This is a genomic window from Massilia sp. BSC265 (genome assembly GCF_000740675.1).
GTDB lineage: Bacteria > Pseudomonadota > Gammaproteobacteria > Burkholderiales > Burkholderiaceae_D > Telluria.
In genome coordinates this window covers 98,649-121,121 of record NZ_JPXI01000039.1, presented here as the reverse complement: position 1 = coordinate 121,121, position 22,473 = coordinate 98,649, and the positions used below count along the sequence as shown (strand labels likewise).

At 63.9% G+C, this 22,473-nt stretch carries 22 protein-coding genes, 5 tRNA genes and 1 pseudogene; 14 read left to right on the top strand and 14 right to left on the bottom strand.

The annotated features are described in order from the left end of the window. Positions 1–64 precede the first annotated feature (64 nt). Positions 65–604 (top strand): annotated as a pseudogene (locus MA09_RS19440) (AAA family ATPase); the annotation flags it as partial. 9 nt (positions 605–613) lie between these two features. Further along, complete coding sequence (gene tssA, locus MA09_RS19435) at positions 614–1,603, top strand: type VI secretion system protein TssA (RefSeq protein WP_036252178.1); 990 nt, start codon at positions 614–616, stop codon at positions 1,601–1,603. A gap of 74 nt (positions 1,604–1,677) precedes the next feature. Here the strand turns inward: tssA and phaP are convergent, their stop codons facing one another. Both phaP and MA09_RS24265 read right to left on the bottom strand, forming a co-directional pair. Next, entirely contained in the window at positions 1,678–2,241 is a 564-nt protein-coding gene (gene phaP / locus MA09_RS19430; RefSeq protein WP_036252177.1) for a TIGR01841 family phasin, read from the bottom strand. Positions 2,242–2,303: 62 nt separating this feature from the next. Further along, positions 2,304–2,501 carry a hypothetical protein gene (locus MA09_RS24265; protein WP_081897698.1) on the bottom strand — a complete coding sequence of 66 codons (198 nt, stop codon included), beginning with the start codon at positions 2,499–2,501 and terminating at the stop codon, positions 2,304–2,306. Positions 2,502–2,747: 246 nt separating this feature from the next. Here MA09_RS24265 and cueR point away from each other — a divergent pair, with 246 nt between their 5' ends. Further along, on the top strand, positions 2,748–3,137 hold the full coding sequence (cueR, locus tag MA09_RS19425; protein WP_036252459.1) for a Cu(I)-responsive transcriptional regulator: 390 nt from the start codon (positions 2,748–2,750) through the stop codon (positions 3,135–3,137). On the opposite strand, the gene MA09_RS19420 is transcribed toward cueR, so the two are convergent. From MA09_RS19420 to MA09_RS19400, 5 genes are all read right to left on the bottom strand, one after another. After that, positions 3,134–4,141, bottom strand: coding sequence for a hypothetical protein (locus tag MA09_RS19420; RefSeq protein WP_051933611.1), 1,008 nt, complete (start codon positions 4,139–4,141; stop codon positions 3,134–3,136). The two genes, cueR and MA09_RS19420, sit on opposite strands and share 4 nt — an antisense overlap. Positions 4,142–4,273: 132 nt before the next feature. Beyond that, positions 4,274–4,358 (bottom strand) — tRNA-Leu (locus tag MA09_RS19415). 58 nt (positions 4,359–4,416) lie between these two features. Then, positions 4,417–4,501 (bottom strand) — tRNA-Leu (locus MA09_RS19410). A 57-nt stretch (positions 4,502–4,558) separates the two neighbouring features. After that, positions 4,559–4,643: transfer RNA gene (locus MA09_RS19405), tRNA-Leu, on the bottom strand. 57 nt (positions 4,644–4,700) lie between these two features. Beyond that, positions 4,701–4,785 (bottom strand) — tRNA-Leu (locus MA09_RS19400). A gap of 324 nt (positions 4,786–5,109) precedes the next feature. Here MA09_RS19400 and rnr point away from each other — a divergent pair. The 4 genes from rnr to MA09_RS19380 all read left to right on the top strand — a co-directional run bounded on the left by rnr (position 5,110) and on the right by MA09_RS19380 (position 10,052). Next, positions 5,110–7,695, top strand: a complete 2,586-nt coding sequence (gene rnr, locus MA09_RS19395) for a ribonuclease R (RefSeq protein ID WP_036252176.1) — start codon at positions 5,110–5,112, stop codon at positions 7,693–7,695. Between the two features lie 3 nt (positions 7,696–7,698). Beyond that, positions 7,699–8,442 carry a 23S rRNA (guanosine(2251)-2'-O)-methyltransferase RlmB gene (gene rlmB, locus MA09_RS19390; protein WP_036252175.1) on the top strand — a complete coding sequence of 248 codons (744 nt, stop codon included), beginning with the start codon at positions 7,699–7,701 and terminating at the stop codon, positions 8,440–8,442. Positions 8,443–8,595: 153 nt separating this feature from the next. Next, a complete protein-coding gene (gene cysE, locus MA09_RS19385) occupies positions 8,596–9,345 on the top strand; it encodes a serine O-acetyltransferase (RefSeq protein ID WP_036252173.1) in 750 nt (249 codons plus the stop codon). A gap of 8 nt (positions 9,346–9,353) precedes the next feature. Next, entirely contained in the window at positions 9,354–10,052 is a 699-nt protein-coding gene (locus MA09_RS19380) for a YceH family protein (RefSeq protein WP_036252171.1), read from the top strand. On the opposite strand, the gene MA09_RS19375 is transcribed toward MA09_RS19380, so the two are convergent. Genes MA09_RS19375 through MA09_RS19360 form a run of 4 tightly spaced genes read right to left on the bottom strand, consistent with a single transcriptional unit; the run spans position 10,012 to position 13,070 of the window. After that, on the bottom strand, positions 10,012–10,845 hold the full coding sequence (locus MA09_RS19375) for a hypothetical protein (protein ID WP_036252170.1): 834 nt from the start codon (positions 10,843–10,845) through the stop codon (positions 10,012–10,014). The genes MA09_RS19380 and MA09_RS19375 overlap by 41 nt on opposite strands. A 4-nt stretch (positions 10,846–10,849) precedes the next feature. Continuing rightward, on the bottom strand, positions 10,850–11,815 hold the full coding sequence (locus MA09_RS19370; RefSeq protein ID WP_036252167.1) for a hypothetical protein: 966 nt from the start codon (positions 11,813–11,815) through the stop codon (positions 10,850–10,852). Further along, positions 11,812–12,684 (bottom strand): ABC transporter ATP-binding protein, encoded by an 873-nt coding sequence (locus MA09_RS19365; RefSeq protein WP_036252165.1) that lies wholly within the window; start codon positions 12,682–12,684, stop codon positions 11,812–11,814. Before MA09_RS19365 ends, MA09_RS19370 begins: the two co-directional genes overlap by 4 nt. After that, positions 12,681–13,070, bottom strand: coding sequence for a GntR family transcriptional regulator (locus MA09_RS19360; RefSeq protein WP_036252163.1), 390 nt, complete (start codon positions 13,068–13,070; stop codon positions 12,681–12,683). Before MA09_RS19360 ends, MA09_RS19365 begins: the two co-directional genes overlap by 4 nt. 202 nt (positions 13,071–13,272) lie before the next feature. Between MA09_RS19360 and MA09_RS19355 the strand changes: the two genes are divergently transcribed. Next, a complete protein-coding gene (locus MA09_RS19355; protein ID WP_081897697.1) occupies positions 13,273–13,665 on the top strand; it encodes a type II TA system antitoxin MqsA family protein in 393 nt (130 codons plus the stop codon). A gap of 35 nt (positions 13,666–13,700) precedes the next feature. On the opposite strand, the gene MA09_RS19350 is transcribed toward MA09_RS19355, so the two are convergent. The 3 genes from MA09_RS19350 to MA09_RS19340 all read right to left on the bottom strand — a co-directional run bounded on the left by MA09_RS19350 (position 13,701) and on the right by MA09_RS19340 (position 15,711). After that, on the bottom strand, positions 13,701–14,456 hold the full coding sequence (locus MA09_RS19350) for a UDP-2,3-diacylglucosamine diphosphatase (protein ID WP_036252161.1): 756 nt from the start codon (positions 14,454–14,456) through the stop codon (positions 13,701–13,703). Between the two features lie 40 nt (positions 14,457–14,496). After that, positions 14,497–14,988, bottom strand: coding sequence for a peptidylprolyl isomerase (locus MA09_RS19345; RefSeq protein ID WP_036252159.1), 492 nt, complete (start codon positions 14,986–14,988; stop codon positions 14,497–14,499). 63 nt (positions 14,989–15,051) lie between these two features. Further along, positions 15,052–15,711 carry a peptidylprolyl isomerase gene (locus MA09_RS19340; protein ID WP_036252156.1) on the bottom strand — a complete coding sequence of 220 codons (660 nt, stop codon included), beginning with the start codon at positions 15,709–15,711 and terminating at the stop codon, positions 15,052–15,054. Positions 15,712–15,956: 245 nt separating this feature from the next. Here MA09_RS19340 and cysS point away from each other — a divergent pair, with 245 nt between their 5' ends. The 6 genes from cysS (at position 15,957) to MA09_RS19310 (ending at position 22,126) form a co-directional block, all read left to right on the top strand. After that, positions 15,957–17,342, top strand: a complete 1,386-nt coding sequence (gene cysS / locus MA09_RS19335; protein WP_036252154.1) for a cysteine--tRNA ligase — start codon at positions 15,957–15,959, stop codon at positions 17,340–17,342. Next, entirely contained in the window at positions 17,342–18,022 is a 681-nt protein-coding gene (locus tag MA09_RS19330; protein ID WP_051933610.1) for a DNA-3-methyladenine glycosylase, read from the top strand. The genes cysS and MA09_RS19330 overlap by 1 nt, the downstream gene beginning before the upstream one ends. Before the next feature lie 131 nt (positions 18,023–18,153). After that, positions 18,154–19,131 (top strand): acetyl-CoA carboxylase carboxyltransferase subunit alpha, encoded by a 978-nt coding sequence (locus MA09_RS19325; RefSeq protein ID WP_036252152.1) that lies wholly within the window; start codon positions 18,154–18,156, stop codon positions 19,129–19,131. After that, the gene (gene tilS / locus MA09_RS19320) at positions 19,128–20,537 is read left to right on the top strand and encodes a tRNA lysidine(34) synthetase TilS (protein WP_036252150.1); all 1,410 of its coding nucleotides are present in this window, start codon (positions 19,128–19,130) and stop codon (positions 20,535–20,537) included. Before MA09_RS19325 ends, tilS begins: the two co-directional genes overlap by 4 nt. 148 nt (positions 20,538–20,685) lie before the next feature. Next, the gene (locus tag MA09_RS19315) at positions 20,686–21,933 is read left to right on the top strand and encodes an aspartate kinase (protein WP_036252147.1); all 1,248 of its coding nucleotides are present in this window, start codon (positions 20,686–20,688) and stop codon (positions 21,931–21,933) included. 100 nt (positions 21,934–22,033) lie between these two features. Beyond that, positions 22,034–22,126 (top strand) — tRNA-Ser (locus MA09_RS19310). Positions 22,127–22,473 lie beyond the last annotated feature (347 nt).

Here is a 22,473-nt window from a genome sequence, read left to right as displayed (position 1 = left end):
ACGGCATTACTCCTAAGATTGGTTCTCCCAATTCTGATTAGAAACAATCTTGGAGGAAGCGATGCTGATTTTCCAGGTGTTCGACAAGGGCGTGATGGACGATGCCGAAGGGCGCCAGATCGACTTCCGCAACACCATCATCATCCTGACTTCGAACGTGGGATCGAGCCAGATGATGGGGGCCTGCCTGAACAAGCCGGCCAGCGAACTGCCGACGCCCGAGCAGCTGGCGGAGCTGATCCGCCCGCAGCTGATGAAGCACTTCAAGCCCGCCTTCCTCGGACGCCTGGCCGTGGTGCCCTTCTACCCGATCCGCGACGAAGTGCTCACGAACATCATCCGCCTGAAGCTGGACCGGATCAAGGCACGGGTGCTGGACAACCACCGGGCCCGTTTCGAGTACGACGATGCGCTGGTGTCGGCGGTCTTGAGCCGCTGCACCGAAGTCGATTCCGGCGCGCGCAACGTCGACAACATCCTGAACGGCACCCTGCTGCCCGAGATCGCCGACAGCGTGCTGGCGCGGATGGCCGAGGGCGGCGCGATCACCCGGGTCAAGGTGGGCGCGACCAAGGCGGGCAAGTTCAAGTACGCAATCGAGTAAGGAGCCATCATGCTGGACCTTGAAAAATTGCTGGTCCCGATCAGCGCGGACCAGCCCTGCGGTGAGGACCTCGCGTTCTCGCCGGAGTTCGACGCCATCAACCGCGCGCGCCAGGCCGACGATCCGTCGATCGAGCAGGGCGCCTGGGTCACGACGCTGAAGGAAGCGGACTGGAAGTTCGTGTCCAAGCGCTGCGCCGAACTGATCGAAACCCGCAGCAAGGATTTGCAGCTGGCGGTCTGGCTGGCCGAAGCCAGCACCAAGACCGCCGGCCTGCCCGGCCTGGCGGACGGTCTGCGCCTGTTGGCCGCGCTGTGCGAGCGCTACTGGGACACCGTGCATCCCTTGCCGGACGAGGACGGCCACGAACGCCGCATCGGCAACCTTGCCTGGATCGCGGCCCGCGTCGGGCCCCTGGTCAAGGAAGTGCCGCTGGCCGATGGCGTCACGATGCTTGCCTGGGAAGCGGCACGGGCGCGCGGGCCGGACAGCGTCGCCGAGCTGGACGCGGCGCGCATCAAGGCCACGCCGGTGGCGCGTCAGGCGCTGGCGGAGGCAGCGCATGACTGCTTGGGCGCGCTGACGGAACTGGAACGCGTCGTCGACGAGCGCTTGGGCGCCGACGGGCCCAGCTTCGGCGTCGGACGCGCGGCGCTGTGCGACTTCGAGGACCTGGCGACGCCGCAGGTAGCACACCCTGCGGCGCAGGCGCAGGCGCAGGCCATGCCCGTGGTCGTGGCCACAGGTAGCCTGCCACGCGTGCAAGGCGTGGTCGATGAAGGCCCCCTGCAAAGCCGCGAACAGGCGCTGGCCCAGCTGCGGGGCGTCGCCGAGTTCTTCCGCCGCACCGAACCGCACAGCCCGGTCGCCTACCTGGCCGAGAAGGCGGCGCGCTGGGGCGAGCAGCCGCTGCACGCCTGGCTGCGTTCGGTGATCAAGGATGACGCTTCGCTGGCGCGGCTGGAAGAACTGCTGGGAATAGAAGCTGAAGGGGGCTGAAAGAAAATTTCATCTGCACAGGGAAAACGAAATTTTCTTTCATTGGAAGGCCGGCGTCGCCGGCCTTCGTGCGTTTATTCGGCCTGCTTCTGCTCGCCCGGCTGTACCATTGACGTGGCTTTCGCGATCTGCGCTTCCACGGTCTGGACTGCCTGGCGGGTCGCCTGGGTCACCTGTTCGTAGCCCTTGAAGGCGTTGTCGATCGCGGTCTTGATGATCTCGACGGCGTTCTCCGAGCCTGGCTTGACGTTCTGCGTGACGTCGTAGATCAGCGCCGACAGGGTGCTCTTGGCTTCGGCCACATGGGTATCGGCGGCCTGGCGGAATTCCTGGTGCATCTCGTCGATAATGGCTTTCAGTTGCTCGCGGTATTCGGCGGCGCCGGCCGCGCCCGGCTGCATGCGCGCATGCAGTGCCGCGATAGCGGCCTTCGGATCCCCGGAACCGGTCAATCCACTGGCCATCTGCTGGCCGGCGGCAATCGAGCCTTCCATCGAGCTCTTCGCTGCATTCATGTTCAGTGCGATCACTTGTTCCACGCCCTTGACTGTCCTGTCTGCCAGGGTATTGAAGGTTTGCATCTGCAGGTCGAACAGGGTCTTGGTGGCGTTGACGAACTGCTCCGGACTCGTAAACATCGGTGTCTCCTCGGTATTGGAATAATCGGACGAAGGTCGAACGAGATGCGCTTGCCACCCCATTATTTAGCAACAATGAGTTTTTCGCAATGCGCGTCCCGGTAGGGACCGCCTGATTTTTCCCAGCCCGGGCCCAGGGGCGTTTGAGAACATGCCATCGTGCCATTCAACTTGCTGCGCCATTGGTAATAGGGCGCAGGACCAGCAAGGATGGCATCCGCGGCAACGCCGAGTACGAGGAGGAGAATCGCGTGCTTCATGACCTGTCGAGCTTACCGCCATCGCGGAACAAGTCAAGCATCGGGACGATTTTCCTCGCGGCCCGGAGCTATGCCGGACGGCTATAGCGCAGCACGATCTCGTAGCGGCTGCCTTCGAGCGACACCGGCACGCAGGCACCGTCGGAAGCGTTCAACGACTCCCTCGGCGTTATCATGGTGCTGGAAGTAGAATCCCGTGATCGGAACAGGCAACAGGAGAGGACAATGCAGCAAGGCACGACGCTGCTGAATATCGGCGAGGCCGCCAAGGCTTCCGGCGTATCGGCCAAGATGATCCGCCACTACGAATCGATCGGCCTGCTCAAGGAGGCCAAGCGCACCGAGGCCGGCTACCGCGTGTACGGCGAAGACGACGTGCGCGTGCTGCAATTCGTCCACCGCGCCCGCGCGCTTGGCTTCTCGCTCGAGCAGATCGGCAAGCTCCTGAACCTGTGGCAGGACAAGGGCCGCGCCAGCGCGGACGTGCGGGCCCTGGCGCGCGCGCATATCGATGAGCTCAACCGCAAGATCGCCGAGATGGAAGCGATGCGCCGCACGCTCGAAGCGCTGGCGGCGTCCTGCCATGGCGATGCGCGTTCGAGCTGCCCGATCCTGGACGACCTGGCGGCGCACTAGGCCTGCTGGGGCAAGGCGAGCGTCCGCGCCGCTGCCAGGTCGGGGAAAGCGGTGACGCGGTAGCGTTCTGGCCAGGCGCCGGGCACGGGCGCCATCAGGTGGCCGAATGCCGCATGCAGCGCGTCCCACGGCAGCACGAGCAGGCCGTCCTCTTCGCGGCTGGACAGGGCGACCCGTTCGGTGCGTGGCAGCAGGGTGGTGACGTCCTCGGTCCAGACGCACAAGCTGTACTCGATGCCGGTGGCCGCTTCGCGCATCACCTTGTAGCCGGCAACAAGGATATCCGTCGCGTCCTTCTCGTGCAGCGTGTCCAGCGTTTCCGCCTGCGCCGCGTAGTCGCCGTACAGGTACTGCCTCCCGAGGCGTGCAAGGCCGGCGCGCGCGGCTTCATCGTCCGGCACATGTTCGACCGGATGCCCATGCTCGTAGCGGTACATCAGCGCCGACACCGGCCGGGTTTCGAGATCGGCGACCCGCTGCGCCAGCGCGACCATCGCGCGCACGCCTTCGGGATCGCTGCCGGAGGCGAGTAGCAGCGTATGACGCGCCGGGATCATGACCAGCGGATTGGCGCCGGCAATGCGGTGCGCCAGGTCGGGCAGCAGCAGGCGCGAGGAATCGTAGGCATCGGCCCAGTCGCCCGCGAACACGCCGCGCTCGACCTGGATGAAGCGGTCGACCGTGGCGTCGCGCAGGTTGTCCATGGCGGCGGCCAGCGCTTCCTCCACGCTCACGCCCCATTGCGCCAGCTGCGCCGGGCCGAAGGACTGCATCATGTCCTGGCCGTCATGCACGAGCATCAGCGCGGTGTCGCTGCTGAAGGGCAGGAACAGCTTGCCCGAGCGTATCGGGCTCTTGCCGAATTCCGTCAGGCACAGGCACTCGGCCATTCCGCGTCCACGCAGCGCCGGCATCAGGTGCGCGCGCGCTTCTGCGAAGCTGGCCGGCAGGCCGGGAAGGCGCATGGGCGAGGGCGGCCGCCGGAAGAAATCGAAGAGGGACATGGGCGCAGTCTAAGGAGATTGGCTGCTGCTGTCCAAACGCGTGATGTAAACGCAAAACGCCGTAAGCCTTTTGCAAAGCTTACGGCGTTTTGCGGGACATGCGCGTCTGCGACTTGTCGTCCAGGTAGAGTTTGGTGCCCACGGAGGGACTCGAACCCCCACACCTCGCGGCACATGGACCTGAACCATGCGCGTCTACCAATTCCGCCACGTGGGCACTGATACTGCTAACAACAAAACTTCTTGCAACTTCTTGCGGATAAACATCCGGTAGATGGTGCCCACGGAGGGACTCGAACCCCCACACCTCGCGGCACATGGACCTGAACCATGCGCGTCTACCAATTCCGCCACGTGGGCACTGGTACTGCAAACTTCCAACTTCTTTACAACTTGCGGAAAACTACTCCGGTAGAGTGGTGCCCACGGAGGGACTCGAACCCCCACACCTCGCGGCACATGGACCTGAACCATGCGCGTCTACCAATTCCGCCACGTGGGCACTGATACTGCAAACTTCCAACTTCTTTACAACTTGCGGAAAACTACTCCGGTAGAGTGGTGCCCACGGAGGGACTCGAACCCCCACACCTCGCGGCACATGGACCTGAACCATGCGCGTCTACCAATTCCGCCACGTGGGCACTGAACTAACTCTGCTACAATAGCAGGCTTTGTCATTTTTCGCCAGATCAACTTTCGTTGGCTGCGGCGTCGAAGCCATCTACTGCTACTGTTTTTCTCCTGCTGCAGCGAGCTGCATTGCTGAAGAGACCGAGATTATAGCGGAAGGATTTCAAAAGTCAAAAGCCCAGAGCAGGGTTTCCGTCGGGGACCCTTCGAGCACGGTTCGTCGCACATGTTAGGCGAATCGCATGGCACTCCGTTACACTATGCCTGTCAAGGTGTTAATCAATCCCAGGCAGCTGCAACGGCAGCGCCGCTACTAAGAGAAATAAGAAAACGATTTGAAGCAACCTACTCATACCATTCCTAGCCGCGAGGAAATCCTCGCCGTCTTCCGCAGTGCCAAGGGCCCGCTTGGAGCAAGCGACCTGGCGCGCGCCCTGAAGGTCAAACCTGCCGCGCAGGAAGTGCTCGGACGCCGACTGAACGCCATGGAGCGCGACGGCCAGATCCGCGCCGACGTTTCCGGCACCTACGTGCTGGCAGACCAGTCCGGTTTCGTCACCGGCCGCGTCAGCGCACACCGCGACGGCTACGGCTTCGTCATTCCGGACGAGGGCGGCGACGACCTGTTCCTGAACGATAAGGAAATGAACAAGGTGCTCAACGGCGACCGCGTGCGCGCACGCGTCACCGGCACCGACCGCCGCGGCCGTCCGGAAGGAACCATCGTCGAGGTGGTCGAACGCGCCAATACCCACCTGATCGGCCGCCTGATGAACGAAGGCGGCGTCTGGATCGTCTCGCCGGAAGACATCCGCATCAGCCAGGACGTGCTGGTGGCGGGCGGGCCGGGCAAGGCCAAGGCCGGGCAGGTGGTCAGCGTCGAGCTGATCGAGCAGCCCTCGCGTTTCCAGCAACCGACCGGCAGGATCGTCGAAGTGCTCGGCGAACTGGACGACCCGGGCATGGAAATCGAGATCGCGGTGCGCAAGTTCGGCGTGCCGCACGTGTTCTCGCCCGCCGCGCTGAAGCAGGCCAACCGCCTGCCGAACGAAGTGGTGGATGCCGACCTGCGCGACCGGGTCGACCTGCGCGACGTGCCGCTGGTGACCATCGACGGCGAAGACGCACGCGACTTCGACGACGCGGTCTACTGCGAACCGGTCAAGATCGGCCGCAGCAAGGGCTACCGCCTGCTGGTGGCGATCGCCGACGTCAGCCATTACGTGAAGCCGAACGACGCGCTCGACCACGATGCGCTCGAGCGCAGCACCTCGGTCTACTTCCCGCGCCGCGTGATCCCGATGCTGCCCGAGAAGCTGTCCAACGGCCTGTGTTCGCTGAACCCGGCGGTGGACCGCTGCACCCTGGTGTGCGACATGGTCGTCACGGCGGACGGCGAAGTCACGGCCTACCAGTTCTACCCGGCCGTGATGCACTCGGCCGCGCGCCTGACCTATAACGAAGTGGCCGAAATCCTCGGCAACACCGCCGGCCCGGAAGCGCAGCGCCGCCCGGGCATCGTGCCGCACCTGCTGAACCTGAACGAAGTGTTCCGCGCGCTGCTCAAGGCGCGCCAGGAACGCGGCGCGATCGACTTCGAGACCACCGAGACCTACATCGTCTGCAACGCGGTGGGCAAGATCGAGAAGATCATCCCGCGCACCCGCAACGACGCGCACCGCCTCATCGAAGAGTGCATGCTGGCGGCGAACGTGTGTGCGGCCGACCTGCTGATCCGCCACAAGCACCCGGGCACCTTCCGCATCCACGCGACGCCGACCGAGGAAAAGCTGCTGCAACTGCGCACCTTCCTCAGGATCGTCGGCCTGAACCTGGGCGGCGGCAACAAGCCGAGCGCGCGCGACTACGCCGAGGTGATGCAGAAGATCAAGGAGCGTCCGGACGCGGGACTGCTGCAGACCATGCTGTTGCGCTCGATGCAGCAGGCCGTTTACAGCCCGGACAACGTCGGCCACTTCGGCCTGGCCTACGAGGCTTACGCGCACTTCACCAGCCCGATCCGCCGTTATCCGGACCTGCTGACCCACCGCGCCATCAAGGCCATCCTGCAAGGGAAGAAGTACGAGCCGAAGGACATCGACCTGGGCAAGCTGAACACGGCCATCTCCAACTCGGCGCGCAAGCAGGCCGCGAAGGACAAGGCTGCGGGCACCCAGAAGAAAGAGCAGGACCTGACCATCTGGGACGCACTGGGCGTGCACTGCTCGGCCAACGAGCGCCGCGCCGACGAAGCCTCGCGCGACGTCGAGAACTGGCTGAAGTGCTACTTCATGCAAGATAAACTGGGCGAGGACTTTACCGGCACCGTGTCCGGCGTGACGCCGTTCGGCATCTTCGTCACGCTCGACCAGCTGTATGTCGAGGGCCTGGTGCACATCAGTGGCCTCGGCACCGACTACTTCCAGTACGACGAGGCGCGCCACGAACTGCGCGGCGAGCGCAGCGGTCAGACCTACAAGCTGACCAGCAAGGTCAATGTCAAGGTGGCGAAGGTCGACCTGGAAGCGCGCAAGATCGACCTGGTGCTGGCGGAGGCGCAGGAGGCCGTGCCGGCGCCGATGGAACGTGCACGCCAGGCCGCCATCGACGCGCTGGAGGGCAAGGCGCCGAAGGGCGCGAAGGGCAAAGGCAAGGGCAAGGCCGCCCCGGCGCCCGCGGAGCCGTCGCGCTTCGCCAGCACGGAAGACGAGGGCGAGGACGAGGATGTCGTTTTCGTACCGCCGCCGCGCGTGCCGCGTAGCGCGCGCAAACCGTCAGCCAAGACCGCCAGCGACATCGCCAGCAAAACCGCGTCCAAGACGCCCACGAAGCGTGCTGCACGCAGCGACAGTGCCAGTGCGCCAAAAACCAAAGCGGTGGCCAAGACCCCCGCTGCCAAAACTAGCAGGAAGAAACAGTAATACATGAAAAATAAAATGTTATTCGGGTTCCACGCGGTGACCTCGCGGCTGCGCCACGAGGCCCAATCGGTGGAAGAGATCTTCGTCGACGCCGAGCGCACGGACGCCCGCATGAAGGCCCTGATCGCCAACGCGAAAGAGGCGGGCGTGCGCGTGATGCCGGTCGACGCGTCGCGTCTCGACAAGATCACCGGCACCCGCCGCCACCAGGGCGTGATCGCCTTCGCCAGCCAGCTGGCGCTGGCGCGCAACCTGGACGAGCTGCTGGATGCGATCGAGGGTCCGCCGCTGCTGCTCATCCTCGACGGCATCACCGACCCGCACAACCTGGGCGCCTGCCTGCGCGTGGCCGACGGCGTCGGCGCGCATGCCGTGATCGTTCCGAAGGATCGCGCGGTCGGCCTGAACGCGACCGCCGCGAAAGTGGCGAGCGGCGCTGCCGAGACCGTGCCCTACATCACGGTCACGAACCTGGCGCGCACCATGCGCGAGCTGAAGGACCGCGGGATCTGGCTGATCGGCACCTCGGACGACGCCGACAAGGGCCTGTACGAAGCCGACTTCACCGGCCCGACCGCGCTGGTGATGGGTTCGGAAGGCGAGGGCATGCGCCGCCTGACCCGCGAGACCTGCGACCTCCTGGTCAGCATCCCGATGTTCGGCTCGGTCGAGAGCCTGAACGTCTCGGTCGCGTCGGGCGTGTGCCTGTACGAGGCGCGCCGCCAGAGGATCGCACGCGAAGGCTGACCTGGCTCCAGCAATATTGGGGGGAACAATGCTGTCGGCATTGTTCCCCCCAATTTCGTTAGGCCGCCATGGAGCCATCCTTTCCCTGCACCGTCACAAGCAAACCCACGCAACATACGCTACCATCATCCTTGGTTTGCGATCATCCTTATTATGTTTTTGAACTTATTTGCCAACCTGCGTGGCGATATCCAGAGCATCATCCAGCGCGACCCCGCCGCCCGTAACGGCTGGGAAGTCCTGACCTGCTATCCCGGCCTGCATGCCGTGATCATGCACCGCTGGGCGCACGCCTGCTGGAAGCTCGGGCTGAAGTGGGTCGGCCGCTTCATCTCCTATGTCGCCCGCATCATCACCGGCATCGAGATCCACCCCGGCGCCACCATCGGGCGGCGGGTCTTCATCGACCACGGCTTCGGCGTGGTCATCGGTGAAACCGCCGTGGTCGGCGACGACTGCACCATCTACCAGGGCGTCACCCTGGGCGGCACTACCCTGGTGGCCGGCACCAAGCGCCACCCGACGCTGCAGCAGGGAGTGATCGTCGGCGCCGGCGCCCAGGTGCTGGGCGCGTTCACGGTCGGCGAATACGCCAAGGTCGGCTCCAACGCCGTGGTCATCAAGCCGGTCCCGGCTGGCGCTACCGCGGTCGGCAACCCGGCCCACATCATCCGCAAGGAAGACCAGGCGCGCAGCGCCCATCTGTTCGCCGCCTACGGCGTCACGCCGAACGGCGACGATCCGCTGTCGAAAGCCCTGCGCGGCCTGATCGACCATGTTGCGCGCCAGGACGAGCAGATCGAACGCCTCACCAACACCATGCGCGAGGCCGGCCTGTGCTGTCCGAAGGTGGCCGAGGGTGATAAACTCGACCAAGAACAACTGAACCGACTGGTCGACTGAGGAATTGCATGACGAATGAAGTGACGGGTACGCCTGCTGTTGCCGCTGCCGCTGCCGATAATGGCGCCGTACTGGACCCGATGGAAATCCGCGTGCTCGCGGTGCTGGCCGAAAAAGAGGCGCTGACGCCCGATAACTACCCGATGTCGGTGAACGCGATCGTCAACGGCTGCAACCAGCTGTCGAGCCGCGACCCGATCATGCAGCTCACCGACGAAGTCGTGCAGGACACCCTGCAGCGCCTGATCGAAAAGAAGCTGGTCAGCGCCATCTCGCAGGCCGGCGCGCGCGTGGTGAAGTACGAACACCGCATGCGCATCAAGTGGACGCTGGAGCAGGACAAGGTGGCCGTGCTCGCCATCCTGATGCTGCGCGGCCTGCAGACCGCCGGCGAGATCCGTACCCGCACCGGGCGCCTGTTCGAATTCAAGAGCGTGCCCGAGGTCGAGGCTGTCCTGCAGTTCCTGATCGATAAATACCCGCCGTTGGTCGCCCGCCTGGATCGTGCGCCCGGCACCAAGGAAGCGCGCTATGGCCACCTGCTGGGCGGCGAGCTTCCTGCCTATGAAGCGCCGGCCGCCGGCGCCGGCCTGGGCGGAGGCGGCGCCAGCCGTGTCGGCCAGCTGGAGCAGGAAGTCGCCGCATTGCGCGGCGAACTCGCCGAACTCAAGGCGCAGTTCGAGGCGTTTCGCCAGCAGTTCCAGTAGGCGCTGCAGCCGCTTCTGCGGGGTTTGCGGGGGCGGCAAAGGTCAGTTCGATCACGGCGTCGTCGCTCCAGGTGGCGTTCCCGATTGGTGCGTGGAACGTCGTCCCCTTGACTTCCAGTTTCGCCGAGCGGCTCCCGTCGACCATGACTGCACCTAGAAGCGGCTGGTCGCTGCGGAAGGGGAAGTGCGCCTTCTTGCTTACACCCTCCCACCGGAAATCCTCGGGGTCGCCGAAGAAGCCGCACCAGTCGGTCCGCAGCAGGAGGGTATTGATGGTCAGGACCCAGAAGGTTGGAATCTCTTCCTTGGCCATCGCCACCGTCACCTTGCACTCCAGCCGCAGGTCGCCCAGACGCCGCTGGTTGGCGCGCAAGCCTGGCGTGCGTATATCGGGGTCGGTGCGGTACGTGCGGCGCTTGCGGTTCAGCTCCAGCTCGCTCTCCGCCTCCTCGGCCGCCTCGCTGCGCGGCACGACGAAACGCCGATCGGCATCGATGGTGATCGGCAGGCTGAATCCACGGTCGCCGACGAGGCGGATTGCCAGCGGCTGCGGCGAATCGTCCCTACCCTGAGTTCTCAGGCGGAAGTGCAAACCTTCGGCCGCGGGCGCCAGCTGACGATGCCTGTCGAAGGCGTCCAGGCCGGCCAGGATGACCTTGTACTTGCGAACCTCCGGGTTGCGCATGGCGTTGACATGCACGGGCTCCAGTTCGCGGACCGGCTTTTCCTCTGCGGCAGCGGCGCTGCCGCAGAGGAGCAGGGTCCCGAACGCGATCGCGCTCAGGGTACGCACCGGATCAGCCTTCGTCGCGCCAGCGGCGCAGGCGCATCGCGGCGTAGATCATCCCGGCGCCGATCGCTGCGGCAATCCAGGTGCTCGGATGCGCCAGCGTGGAGTACGAGAGCTCGAGCAGGGTGGTCGGGTTCAGGCCGTATTGCTGGTTGATGACCTCGATATCGCCGTGCGACAGCCAGATGCCCGGCACCAGGCCGGCCAGGCCGCGCAGCACGACTTCGCCCACGAACCAGTTGACGTCGATGACCGTGTTCGACACGTGGCCGACGATCATGTTGAACCACTTCAGCAGCAGGGCGACGGCCAGCGGCGTGCCGACCGCCCACATGAAGACCCAGGAGCGCGCCCAGCTCGACACCATCAGCAGCCAGCCGACGGTCGGCAGCGCCCAGATGATGTACAGCGGCAGGAAGGCCAGCAGGTACAGGGGGCCGAGGTAGAGGTTCGGTTCCTGCAGCACCAGCCCGAACAGGTTGACGCCCTTGCCGGCGATGCTGATCATGCCGAGCACCAGCAATGCCAGTCCCGTCACCACGCCGATGCCGATCGTGATCAGGGGCGCCACGACCAGGGCGGTGGCCACTTTCGACAGGACGGTGTCGCGGTCCGACAGCGGCAGCGACTTCCAGAACAGGATGCTGCGGTCGCGGCGGTCGTCGTGCAGGGCGGCCAGGCAGTAGAAGAACACCACCACGGCCAGCACGATGAAGAGCGGCGCCGCCAGGCCCAGGTAGCCCGAGGCAGCGGCGAACGCGAGCTTGGCGCGCAGCGCCGCCGGCACGCCCTGGATCGCGACCACGCTATGGCCGTTGAACTGGATGGTGTCGTGCCCGCCGGCAGCCATGGCGTACATGAAGCCGCCGCCGACCAGCAGCAGCATCGCGGCGGCCACCGCGACCGGCGTCCAGAAGAAGGCGCCCTTGTGCTCCCAGAACTCGCGCCGGAGCAGCCATTTCATCGTTTTCATGCGTAGGTTCCTTTCATGGTTGCCACGAACAGGTCGGCAACGCTGGGATTGCGGGTCTCGCCGAGCTGGGCGAGCTGGGCGCGCGACACGCCGCCCGGTGCTGCTGCGTCGAACAGCATCACCGACTTGCCGAATACGGTGCGCCTGTCGATCGGTGCCAGGGCGTTGGCGGCGTTGAGTTTGTCGGCCGGGACCATCACTTCGGTATAGCGCTCGCCGATCTCTTCCATCGAGGCGGACAGTACGATCTTGCCGTCGCGGATGAACATCAGGTCGGTGAGGATGTGCTCGACTTCTTCCACCTGGTGGGTGGTGATGACGATGGTCTTCTGCTCGTCGAAGTAGTCTTCCAGCAGGTTCTGGTAGAACTGCTTGCGGTACATGATGTCGAGGCCGAGCGTGGGCTCATCGAGCACCAGCAGCTTGGCGTCGATGGCCATCACCAGCGCCAGGTGCAGCTGGACGATCATGCCCTTCGACATCTCCTTGACCTTCATGGTCGGCGTTAGCCTGGTATGCGCGATGTAGCGTTCCGCCTTCTCGCGGTTGAAGCGCGGATGCACGCCCGCCACGAAGTCGACCGCATCCTTCACGCGCAGCCAGCGCGGCAGGATGGCGACGTCGGCAATGAAGCAAACTTCCTTCATCAGGTCGTCGCGCTGGGTGCGCGGATCGTAGCCCAGCACCGTCAGCTGGCCCTCGAAGGGAATCAGGCCGAGCGCCGCCTTGAGCGTGGTGGTCTTGCCCGAGCCGTTGGGGCCGATCAGGCCGACGATGCGGCCGGCGGGGATGTCGAAATCGATGCCGTCGACGGCGGTGCGCTTGCCGTAACGCTTGGTCAGGCCGCGTGCGGAGAGTACGGCATTCATGCTGAACCTCCCGGCGCCAGCCCGTTGGCGCCCGGGGTGGTGGCGCGCAGCAGCTGCTCCACGTTCAGGCCGAGGCGGCGGATGCGTTCGACCATGGCCGGCCATTCCTCGCGGATGAAGCGCTCGCGTTCGGTGGCCAGCAGTTTCTCGCTTGCTCCTTCGGTGACGTACATGCCAATTCCCCTTCTTTTTTCCACCAGGTTCTCGTCGACCAGTTCCTGGTAGGCCTTGGAAACGGTGATCGGATTCAGTTGATATTCGGCCGCGATCTGGCGGACCGAGGGCAGGGCGTCGCCGGCTTTCAAAATGCCGTCGAGCATCATTCCCACCACCCGCTCCTTGAGCTGGCGGTAGATGGGGGTGTTGTCATTCCAGCCGACTGTCATGTCCAGTCCTCCTTGGTCTTGGCACTGCATGGTTCATCTAGGTCTCCCTGGGTATGCTGATTGGGTGATTCGTTGAAGTGGTGTTGTAGTGAAGTATAACAGCCAATAAGCAAATGTAAACATACATATCGAACAAAAGTGCGGGCGCGGCCCAGCGCTGCACTTTGGTAGGATGGTGGACGGATCAAGGAAGGAGGGAACGATGCTGAGCTGCCCGAACTGTGGCGTTTCGCCGCTGATGCATGCGATCAGGGAAATGCACTACACCTACAAGGGGCAAAGCACGACGATTCCGGATGTCGTCGTCGAGCACTGCGCGGGCTGCAAGGAAGTCATGTACGCGCAGGGCGAGCACGACCATTATGGCGAGCTGGTCGCGGCTTTCCGTAAGCAGGTCGACGCCCAGGAGCTCAAGACGATCAGGGCGATGCGCAAGCAGCTGGGGCTGACCCAGCGGAAGGCAGATGAGCTGTTTGGAGACGAGGCGGGGGATTTCGCGCGGTTCGAAGCGGGCGAGGCGCATGCGCCGGTGGCGCTGGTCAAGCTATTGCGGCTGCTGGGGAAGCACCCGGAGTTGTTGGATGAGGTTCGGTAGGGTGGGAGGGTCTGCCGCCCACGCGGTGACAGGAATTACCCCGCCCAGCCTACATCGTGGCGCGTCAGCGTGCCGTCCTGGGCCAGTTCGATCCACCCGCCACGCTTCGGCTCGGCATCGAGCTCCCAGTCCGGCAGCACATAACGCAGCTTGCCACCGGTGTCGTGCACCGCCGGCCGGTGCGTATGGCCATGGATGATCACCGTGGCATCGGCTTCATCGAACAGCGCCCCCACGCTTGAGGGCGCCACATCCATGATCTCGTAGGACTTGCCCGCCTGCGCCTCGCGGCTGCCTTCGCGCAGCCCGGCAATGATCGCCTTGCGCTGCGCCAGCGGCATGCCGAGGAATTGCTGCTGCCAGGCGCGGTCACGCACCTGCGCGCGAAAGGCCATGTACTTGAGGTCGGCGGTGCACTGCGCGTCCCCATGGACCAGGGCAATGCGCCTGCCGCCGGCGGTAATGACATGCGGTTCCTCCAGCAGGCTGAGGCCGGCTGCCTCGGCAAAGCCCGGCCCGACGAGGAAATCGCGGTTGCCGGCAAGCCAGTACACTGCCGTGCCGCCGTCACTCACGGCGCGGATGGCGCCAATCACTTGCTGGTGGAAGGGGTCGGCGAGGTCGTCGTCGCCGGCCCAGTATTCGAAGATATCGCCGAGCAGGTAGAGCCGCTCGGCATGGGTCGCACGCTCGGCCAGGAAACCAAAAAAAGCTTCGGCCGTGCGTGGATGGGAGACCTGCAGGTGCAGGTCCGAGATGAAAAGCGCGAACGTGCGCGCGGGCGTGTTCATTGAACCGATGGGGACTGCAGGACCCGGCGCACTGCGATCATCAGATGACTTCGGCCTTCTCGATGATGATCGGATCGACCGGCACATCCGAGTGCATGCCGCTGCGCGAGGTCGGCACGGTGTTGATCTGGTCGACCACGTCCTGGCCTTCGGTAACCTTGCCGAATACGGCGTAGCCCCAGCCGTCCTGGCCCGGGTAGTTCAGGAAGGCATTGTCCTTGGTGTTGATGAAGAACTGGGCCGATGCCGAGTGCGGCGCGGAGGTACGGGCCATGGCGATGGTGTACTTGTCGTTCTTCAGGCCGTTCTTGGCTTCGTTCTCGACGGTCGCGTCGGTCGGTTTCTGCTTCATGCCCGGCTCGAAACCGCCGCCCTGGATCATGAAGTCCTTGATCACGCGGTGGAAGATGGTGTTGGTGAAATGACCCTTGTTGACGTAGTCGATAAAGTTGGCCACGGTCTTCGGCGCCTTTTCGGCGTCCAGTTCGACGGTGATGTTGCCCTTGTTGGTGGTCATGCGAACGGTAGTCATCTGGTGTCCTCTTCGTTGGTTATTGTTGAAAGGTATGGCTTAAAAGCAGAGATTGCCCATCCGCTATTTTACAAGCTTGTCGCCCTTGAGGACGGTCACGGACTTAATGAAGATCGGCGTCACCGGCACGTTCTGCATGCCGCGCACATCGTCCACCACCACGCCCTTGATCTTGTCCACGACCTCCTGCCCCTTCACGACCTTGCCGAAGACGGTATAACCCGAGCCCTTGTAGTTCGGATAGTCGATGCCCGCATTGTCGGCGACGTTGATGAAGAACTGGGAGGTGGCCGAATCCGGGTGGTCTTCGCGCGCCATCGATATGGTGTACGGCTGGTTCGACAGGCCGTTATTCGATTCGTTCTTGACCGGCTTGTTGGTCTTGCGCCCCTCGAATTTCTCGTTCATGCCGCCGGCCTGGATCATGAAGCCGTCGATCACGCGGTGGAAGATGGTGCCCTTGTAGAATCCCTGTTTCACGTACTGCATGAAGTTCGCAACCGTCTTCGGTGCACGTTCTTCGTCGAGCTGGACGACGATGTCGCCCATCGTGGTCTTGATCGACACCTGCGGACCCTTCACCACCGGCGCGGCGGGCGCGGCCTCCGTGGAGGCGTCGGTCGGGGTTTCCTGCGGCGCGCCCAGGGCGGCGCCGGCAAAGAGCAGGGCGCCGGCACCCAGGGCGATGCCCTTGAGCAGCGAACGGCGGAAGGCGGTAATCATTGTCTTGGCTCTCCTCTGGTGGACATCGCGCAAGGTGCTGTCAAGTCTTTTCCCGAAAAATAAAGCTGAACCATATGCGGCCAGCCGGGATTTTAACAATGCTATACTTTGCGCGGAACGTCCCATTCTATCAAAGAAGAACAACCCCCGAGGGTACAGACGATCTCGACGCTATCCGCCGTGCCTGCATTTCGTTTCAGAGCCGCTGTTTCCGTCCCGATCTTCTCCCTCACCAGAAACCACCCATGAGCCAACTCAAGATTTACAACACGCTCGCGCGTGACAAGCAGGTATTTGTCCCGATGGAAGCCGGCAAGGTCGGCATGTATGTGTGCGGCATGACCGTCTACGACTACTGCCACATCGGTCACGCGCGGATGATGATGGCTTTCGACGTGATCTATCGCTGGCTCATGGCCTCGGGCTACGAGGTCAAGTACGTCCGCAACATCACCGACATCGACGACAAGATCATCAAGCGCGCGGTCGAGAACTGCGAGACCATCGGCCAGCTGGTCGAGCGCAACGTGAAGTACATGGACGAAGACATCGGCGCACTCAACATGCTGCCGCCGACCGTCGTGCCGCGCGCCACCGAATACGTGCCGCAGATGCTGTCGATCATCGAACAGCTCGAGTCGAAAGGCCTGGCCTACAAGAGCGAGGACGGCGACGTGAACTATGCCGTGCGCGGCTTCGAAGGCTACGGCAAGCTGTCCGGCAAGTCGCTCGACGACCTGCGCGCCGGCGAGCGCGTCGACGTCAACAGCGGCAAGCGCGATCCGCTCGACTTCGTGCTGTGGAAGGCCGCCAAGGAATCCGAGCCGGCCGAGGCCAAATGGGATTCCAAGTGGGGCAAGGGCCGTCCGGGCTGGCACATCGAGTGCTCGGCCATGTCCTGCGCCACCCTGGGCCAGCATTTCGATATCCACGGCGGCGGCGCCGACCTGCAGTTCCCGCACCACGAGAACGAGATCGCCCAATCCGAGGGGGCGTTCGGCGGCAACATGGTCAACTACTGGATCCACAACGGCTTCGTGCGCGTGGACAACGAGAAGATGTCCAAGTCGCTGGGCAACTTCTTCACCATCCGCGACGTGCTCAAGAAGTACGACGCCGAAGTCATCCGCTTCTTCATCCTGCGCGCCCACTACCGCAGCCCGCTGAACTATTCGGATGCCCACATCGACGACGCCAAGGGCGCGCTGACCCGCCTGTACACCGCGCTGTCGACCGTGGACATCGACAGCGAGCAGCCGGCGGTGAACTGGGACGAAGCCCACGCTCTGCGTTTCCGCGAAGCGATGGACGACGACTTCAATACGCCGCTCGCCGTGGCCGAGTTGTTCGACCTGGCCAGCGAAGTCAATCGCAGCAAGTCCTTGGAAAGCGCACGCCAGCTCAAGGCCCTGGCCGGCGTGCTGGGCATCCTCCAGCGCGCGCCGCAAGCCTTCCTGCAGGGCGGCAGCGAGGAAGGGGACGCGCGCATCGATGACGCGATCGCCCGCCGCGCCGCCGCCAAGAAAGCCCGCAATTTTGCCGAAGCGGACGCGATCCGCGCCGAACTGACTGCCGCCGGGATCATCCTGGAAGACAAGCCGGACGGGACGACGACCTGGCGCCGCGCATAATGGCCGCCGACAAGGACAAGTTCGCGGCTGCAGGAGTGCAGGGCGCGCTGGAAGAGCCGCATTTGGAACTGCGGGTCCCGGTTTACTGGGCGGAAGCGAAGGCTGCCCTCATGGCGCGCGACCGCATCATGGCCAAGCTGATCCCCCAGATCGGCGACCTGCACCTGCGCGGCCAGCCCGACCCCTTCACCACGCTGGCGCGTTCGATCGTGGGCCAGCAGGTGACCCCGAAGGCCGCCGACGCGGCCTGGGCCAAGCTGCTGGCGATCTGTCCGAAGCTGTCGCCCGCCCAGGTGCTCAAGGCCGGCGCCGCCGAGTTGGCGGGCTGTGGTTTGTCCAAGCGCAAGACCGAATACATCCTCGACCTGGCCGACAGTTTCAAGGCCAAGCGCGTCCATGCCGACCTGTGGTCGCAGATGGACGACGAGGCCGTCATCGCCGAACTGGTCCAGATCCGCGGCATCAGCCGCTGGACAGCGGAGATGTTTTTGATATTTAATCTGCTCCGTCCAAACGTGCTGCCGCTCGACGATCCCGGCCTGATCCAGGGAATCAGCCAGAATTATTTCTCTGGCGAACCTGTTTCTCGCAGCGATGCGCGCGAGGTGGCGGCCAACTGGGAGCCCTGGCGTACGGTGGCGACCTGGTATTTATGGCGTAGCCTCGATCCGCTGCCTTGAACGATACGCGGTTCGGGTACGGTAGAATAACGCCCAAAACAGGGCCAGGCAGCGTCACTCGGTGTCGCTGCCGGCCCGGTGCATGCTGCGCGAACGGAAACGCTGCGGCCACGAAATAATCCGGAGGTACAATGACTAAAACAACTTTCCTCAATTTTGAGCAGCCGGTTGCCGAGCTCGAGTCCAAGATTGAAGAGCTGCGCTTCGTGCAGGACGATTCCGCCGTCGACATCTCGGAAGAGATCGACCGCCTGGCCAAGAAGAGCCAGCAGCTCACCAAGGACATCTACGCCAAGCTGACCCCATGGCAGGTGTCCCAGATCGCACGCCACCCGCAACGTCCCTACACGATGGACTACGTGAACGCGATCTTCACCGACTTCCACGAACTGCACGGCGACCGCACCTTCGCCGACGACCAGTCGATCATCGGCGGCCTGGCCCGCTTCAATGGCCAGGCCTGCATGGTCATCGGCCACCAGAAGGGCCGCGACACCAAAGAGCGCGCCATGCGCAACTTCGGCATGCCGAAGCCCGAAGGCTACCGCAAGGCCATGCGCCTGATGAAGCTGGCCGAGAAGTTCAACCTGCCGATCTTCACCTTCGTGGACACCCCGGGCGCCTTCCCGGGTATCGACGCAGAAGAGCGCGGCCAGTCGGAAGCGATCGGCCACAACCTGTACGTCATGGCCGAGCTGAAGGTGCCGCTGATCGCCACCATCATCGGCGAGGGCGGTTCGGGCGGCGCGCTGGCGATCGCCGTCGGCGACGCCGTGCTGATGCTGCAGTACGCCACCTACTCGGTGATCTCGCCGGAAGGCTGCGCCTCGATCCTGTGGAAGACGTCCGAGCGCGCGGCCGACGCCGCCGACGCGCTGGGTCTGACTGCGCACCGCCTGAAGGCCATCGGCCTGATCGACAAGATCGTCAACGAGCCGCTGGGCGGCGCGCACCGCGATCCGAAGCAGATGGCCCAGCTGCTCAAGCGCGCGCTGGCCGACACCCTGCGCCAGTTCCAGGGCATGAAGACCAAGGACCTGCTCGACGCCCGTCACGCGAAGCTGATGGCCTACGGCAAGTTCAAGGAAACGCTGCCGCGCGAAGAGTGAGTTCCACCCGCGCCGGGCAAGTCCCGGCAATCTTTGCGCAGGCCCTGACCGGCCTGCGCGACACCTACTCTCCCAGCTCCATTGCGATAGCTTGCAGCGGCGGCCTCGATTCGATGGCCTTGCTGCGGCTTGCCCATGCCTGGGCGGCGGAGCAAGGCATTGCGCTGCACGCCTTCCACGTCCATCACGGGCTGAGTCCGAATGCCGACGCCTGGCTGGACCACTGCGCGCAAGCCTGCGCGGCGCTCGGGATCGCCTTCGACCAGCGCCGTGTCGAGGTCGCGAGGAGCAAGGACGGCACCGAGGCAGCAGCCCGCAAGCTGCGCTACCGCGCGCTGGGCGAGATGTGCGTCGCCCACGGCGCGCAACTCTTGCTGACCGCCCACCACCTCGACGACCAGGCCGAGACGGTCCTGCTCCAGCTGCTGCGCGGCTCCGGCCCCGCCGGGCTGTCGGGCATGGATGCCGCCAACCGTGCGCCCGGACTGCTGGGCGACCAGGAGCTCGTCATGGCGCGTCCGCTGCTGGCGCTGTCGCGCGCGCAGCTCGAAGACTACGCGCGCGCCGTGGGTCTGGAATGGGTGGAGGACGAATCCAACAGCGATCCGCGTTATGCGCGCAATGCCCTGCGCCACGGGGTGATGCCGGCGCTGGCGGCCAGCTTCCCGGGTTACCCGCAACGGCTCGCACGCGGTGCCGCCCATGTCCAGGCCGCCCAGCGCATCCTTGACGAGGTCGCGGAGCAGGACCTGGCTGCCTGCCTCGACGGCGATGCCGTGGACCTGGCGCGGGTGCAGAAGCTCAGCCGCGATCGCATCGACAACATGCTGCGTCACCTGTTTTCGAGTCGCGGCCTGGCGATGCCCTCGACCGCCTGGCTGGGCGAGATGGTGTCCCAGCTGTTCTCGGCGCGCGAGGATGCCCAGCTGAAGGTGACGCACCCAAGCTGCCATATCCGCCGCCACCGCGGCAAGCTCTACCTAACGCCGAAGCTGCCGGATCTTGCCGGCATGCGCGACCCCGACGATGTCGGCGTACTGGTCAAGGAAGGCGAACACTTCCGCTGGAACGGGGAAGCTTCCCTCGCTTTCCCTGCATATGGCGGTGTGCTCCATTTCGACATCTCGGAGCAGGGCTTTGACCCGGCCTGGCTGCGCAGCCAGCTCCTGACCATCGACTTCCGCAAGGGTGGCGAGCGCCTCAAGCCGGCCGCCAACCGGCCTACCCGGGGCCTGAAGGCGCATTACCAGGCGCTGGGCGTGCCTGCCTGGGAGCGCGAGCGTGCGCCGCTGGTCTGGGCCGACCGCGACCTGCTGTTTGCCGCCGGCATCGGCATGGATTGCCGTCACATGCGTGAGGGGCAGGGCGGGCGCATCGCAGTGCGCTGGGTGCCAGAACCTGTCTAGACTTGTCTTAGTTTCTATACGAAAACAGTATTACTTTATTTTCTTTTCGTATAGCTTTTTCTCCCTGTCCGGCTTGTGATACTGCGCTGCAGCATGCTAGAGTAAAGGTCCCCTTTTGATCTTTCAACAAGCTGGAACCCTTCCTGATATGGCTTTAATTGTCCACAAATACGGCGGGACGTCGATGGGCTCGACGGACCGTATCAAGAATGTCGCGGCCCGCGTGGCGAAGTGGCATGATGCCGGCCACCAGATCGTGGTCGTGCCTTCCGCGATGTCCGGTGAAACCAACCGCCTGATCGCGCTGGCCAAGGAAATCATGCCGCAGCCGGATCCGCGCGAACTGGACATGATTGCCTCGACCGGCGAGCAGGTCTCGGTCGGCCTGCTGGCGATGGCGTTGCTGGCCATCGGCAAGGACGCGGTCTCGTACACCGGTTGGCAGGCGGGCATCCGCACCGACTCCTCCTTCACCAAGGCGCGCATCCAGTCGATCGACGACACCCGCGTGCGCGCCGACCTGGAAGCCGGCAAGATCGTCATCATCACGGGTTTCCAGGGCATGGACGAAGATGGCAACATCTCGACCCTGGGCCGCGGCGGTTCGGATACCTCGGCAGTGGCGATCGCCGCCGCGCTCAAGGCCGACGAATGCCTGATCTACACCGACGTGGACGGCGTGTACACGACCGACCCGCGCGTGGTGCACGAGGCGCGCCGCCTCGAGAAGATCACCTTCGAGGAAATGCTGGAACTGGCGTCGCTGGGCTCGAAAGTCCTGCAGACGCGTTCGGTCGAATTCGCAGGTAATTACCAGGTCCCGACGCGCGTGCTGTCGTCGCTGACCGATCCCCTGATGCCGCTGGACGAAGAAGCGAAGTCCGGCACCCTGATTTCGTTTGAGGAAGAAAGCAACATGGAACAAGCCGTCATCTCCGGTATCGCCTTCAATCGCGATGAAGCCAAGATCACCGTCCTGGGCGTGCCGGACAAGCCGGGCGTCGCCTTCCACATTCTCGGCCCGGTGGCCGATGCCAACATCGAAGTGGACATGATCATCCAGAACCAGTCGGTCGAAGGCAAGACCGACTTCACCTTTACCGTGTCGCGCAACGACTACGTGAAGGCGATGGGCATCCTGGAAGCGCAGCGCGAAGCGCTGGGCGCAGCCAAGGTGCTGGGCGACGCCAAGGTGTCGAAGGTATCGGCGGTGGGCGTCGGCATGCGCAGTCACGTGGGCGTGGCCTCGCAGATGTTCCGTACGCTCTCGGAAGAGGGCATCAACATCCTGATGATCTCGACCTCGGAGATCAAGATTTCGGTGCTGATCGACGAGAAATACATGGAGCTGGCCGTGCGCGCCCTGCACAAAGCGTTTAACCTCGAGCAAGCTTAACAATTTTCAAAATTTTTGGGCGTGCGTCCTTGACGCAACGAACACCAGCCCTTAAGATGCGTGCACTCAGCGCTGACGAACAAAGTAGTTGGCTCTGATTGGAGACGTGGCCGAGTGGCCGAAGGCACTTCCCTGCTAAGGAAGCATACGGCTTATACCCGTATCGTGGGTTCGAATCCCACCGTCTCCGCCAGGAAACTTTGTTAAAGAAACTTTCTTTAACAATCAGAAAACCCGCTAGCCCTTTGGCTGCGGGTTTTTTGTTTCTTAAGCTTCTGATTGTGAAGCGAGTACGAGTCCGCCATGCTTCGATATGGTAAGCAACTGCATGAAGTAAGGCGGGAGCATCCTAAGAGCGCGCTTCGTTGCAGTCAAATTACCCCTAGACGCCCACCAGGCAATGTTGTTCTGTTAGCCTGCCCCGAAGCCGAGTTGAAGTGCTAAATCAGCGTCGAATTCGGCCGAGTATTCAAATGCGACATTATGGGAATAATGTCCCGCCCAGCTTTTAACTAACGCATGAGCAATCTGAGCGGGATC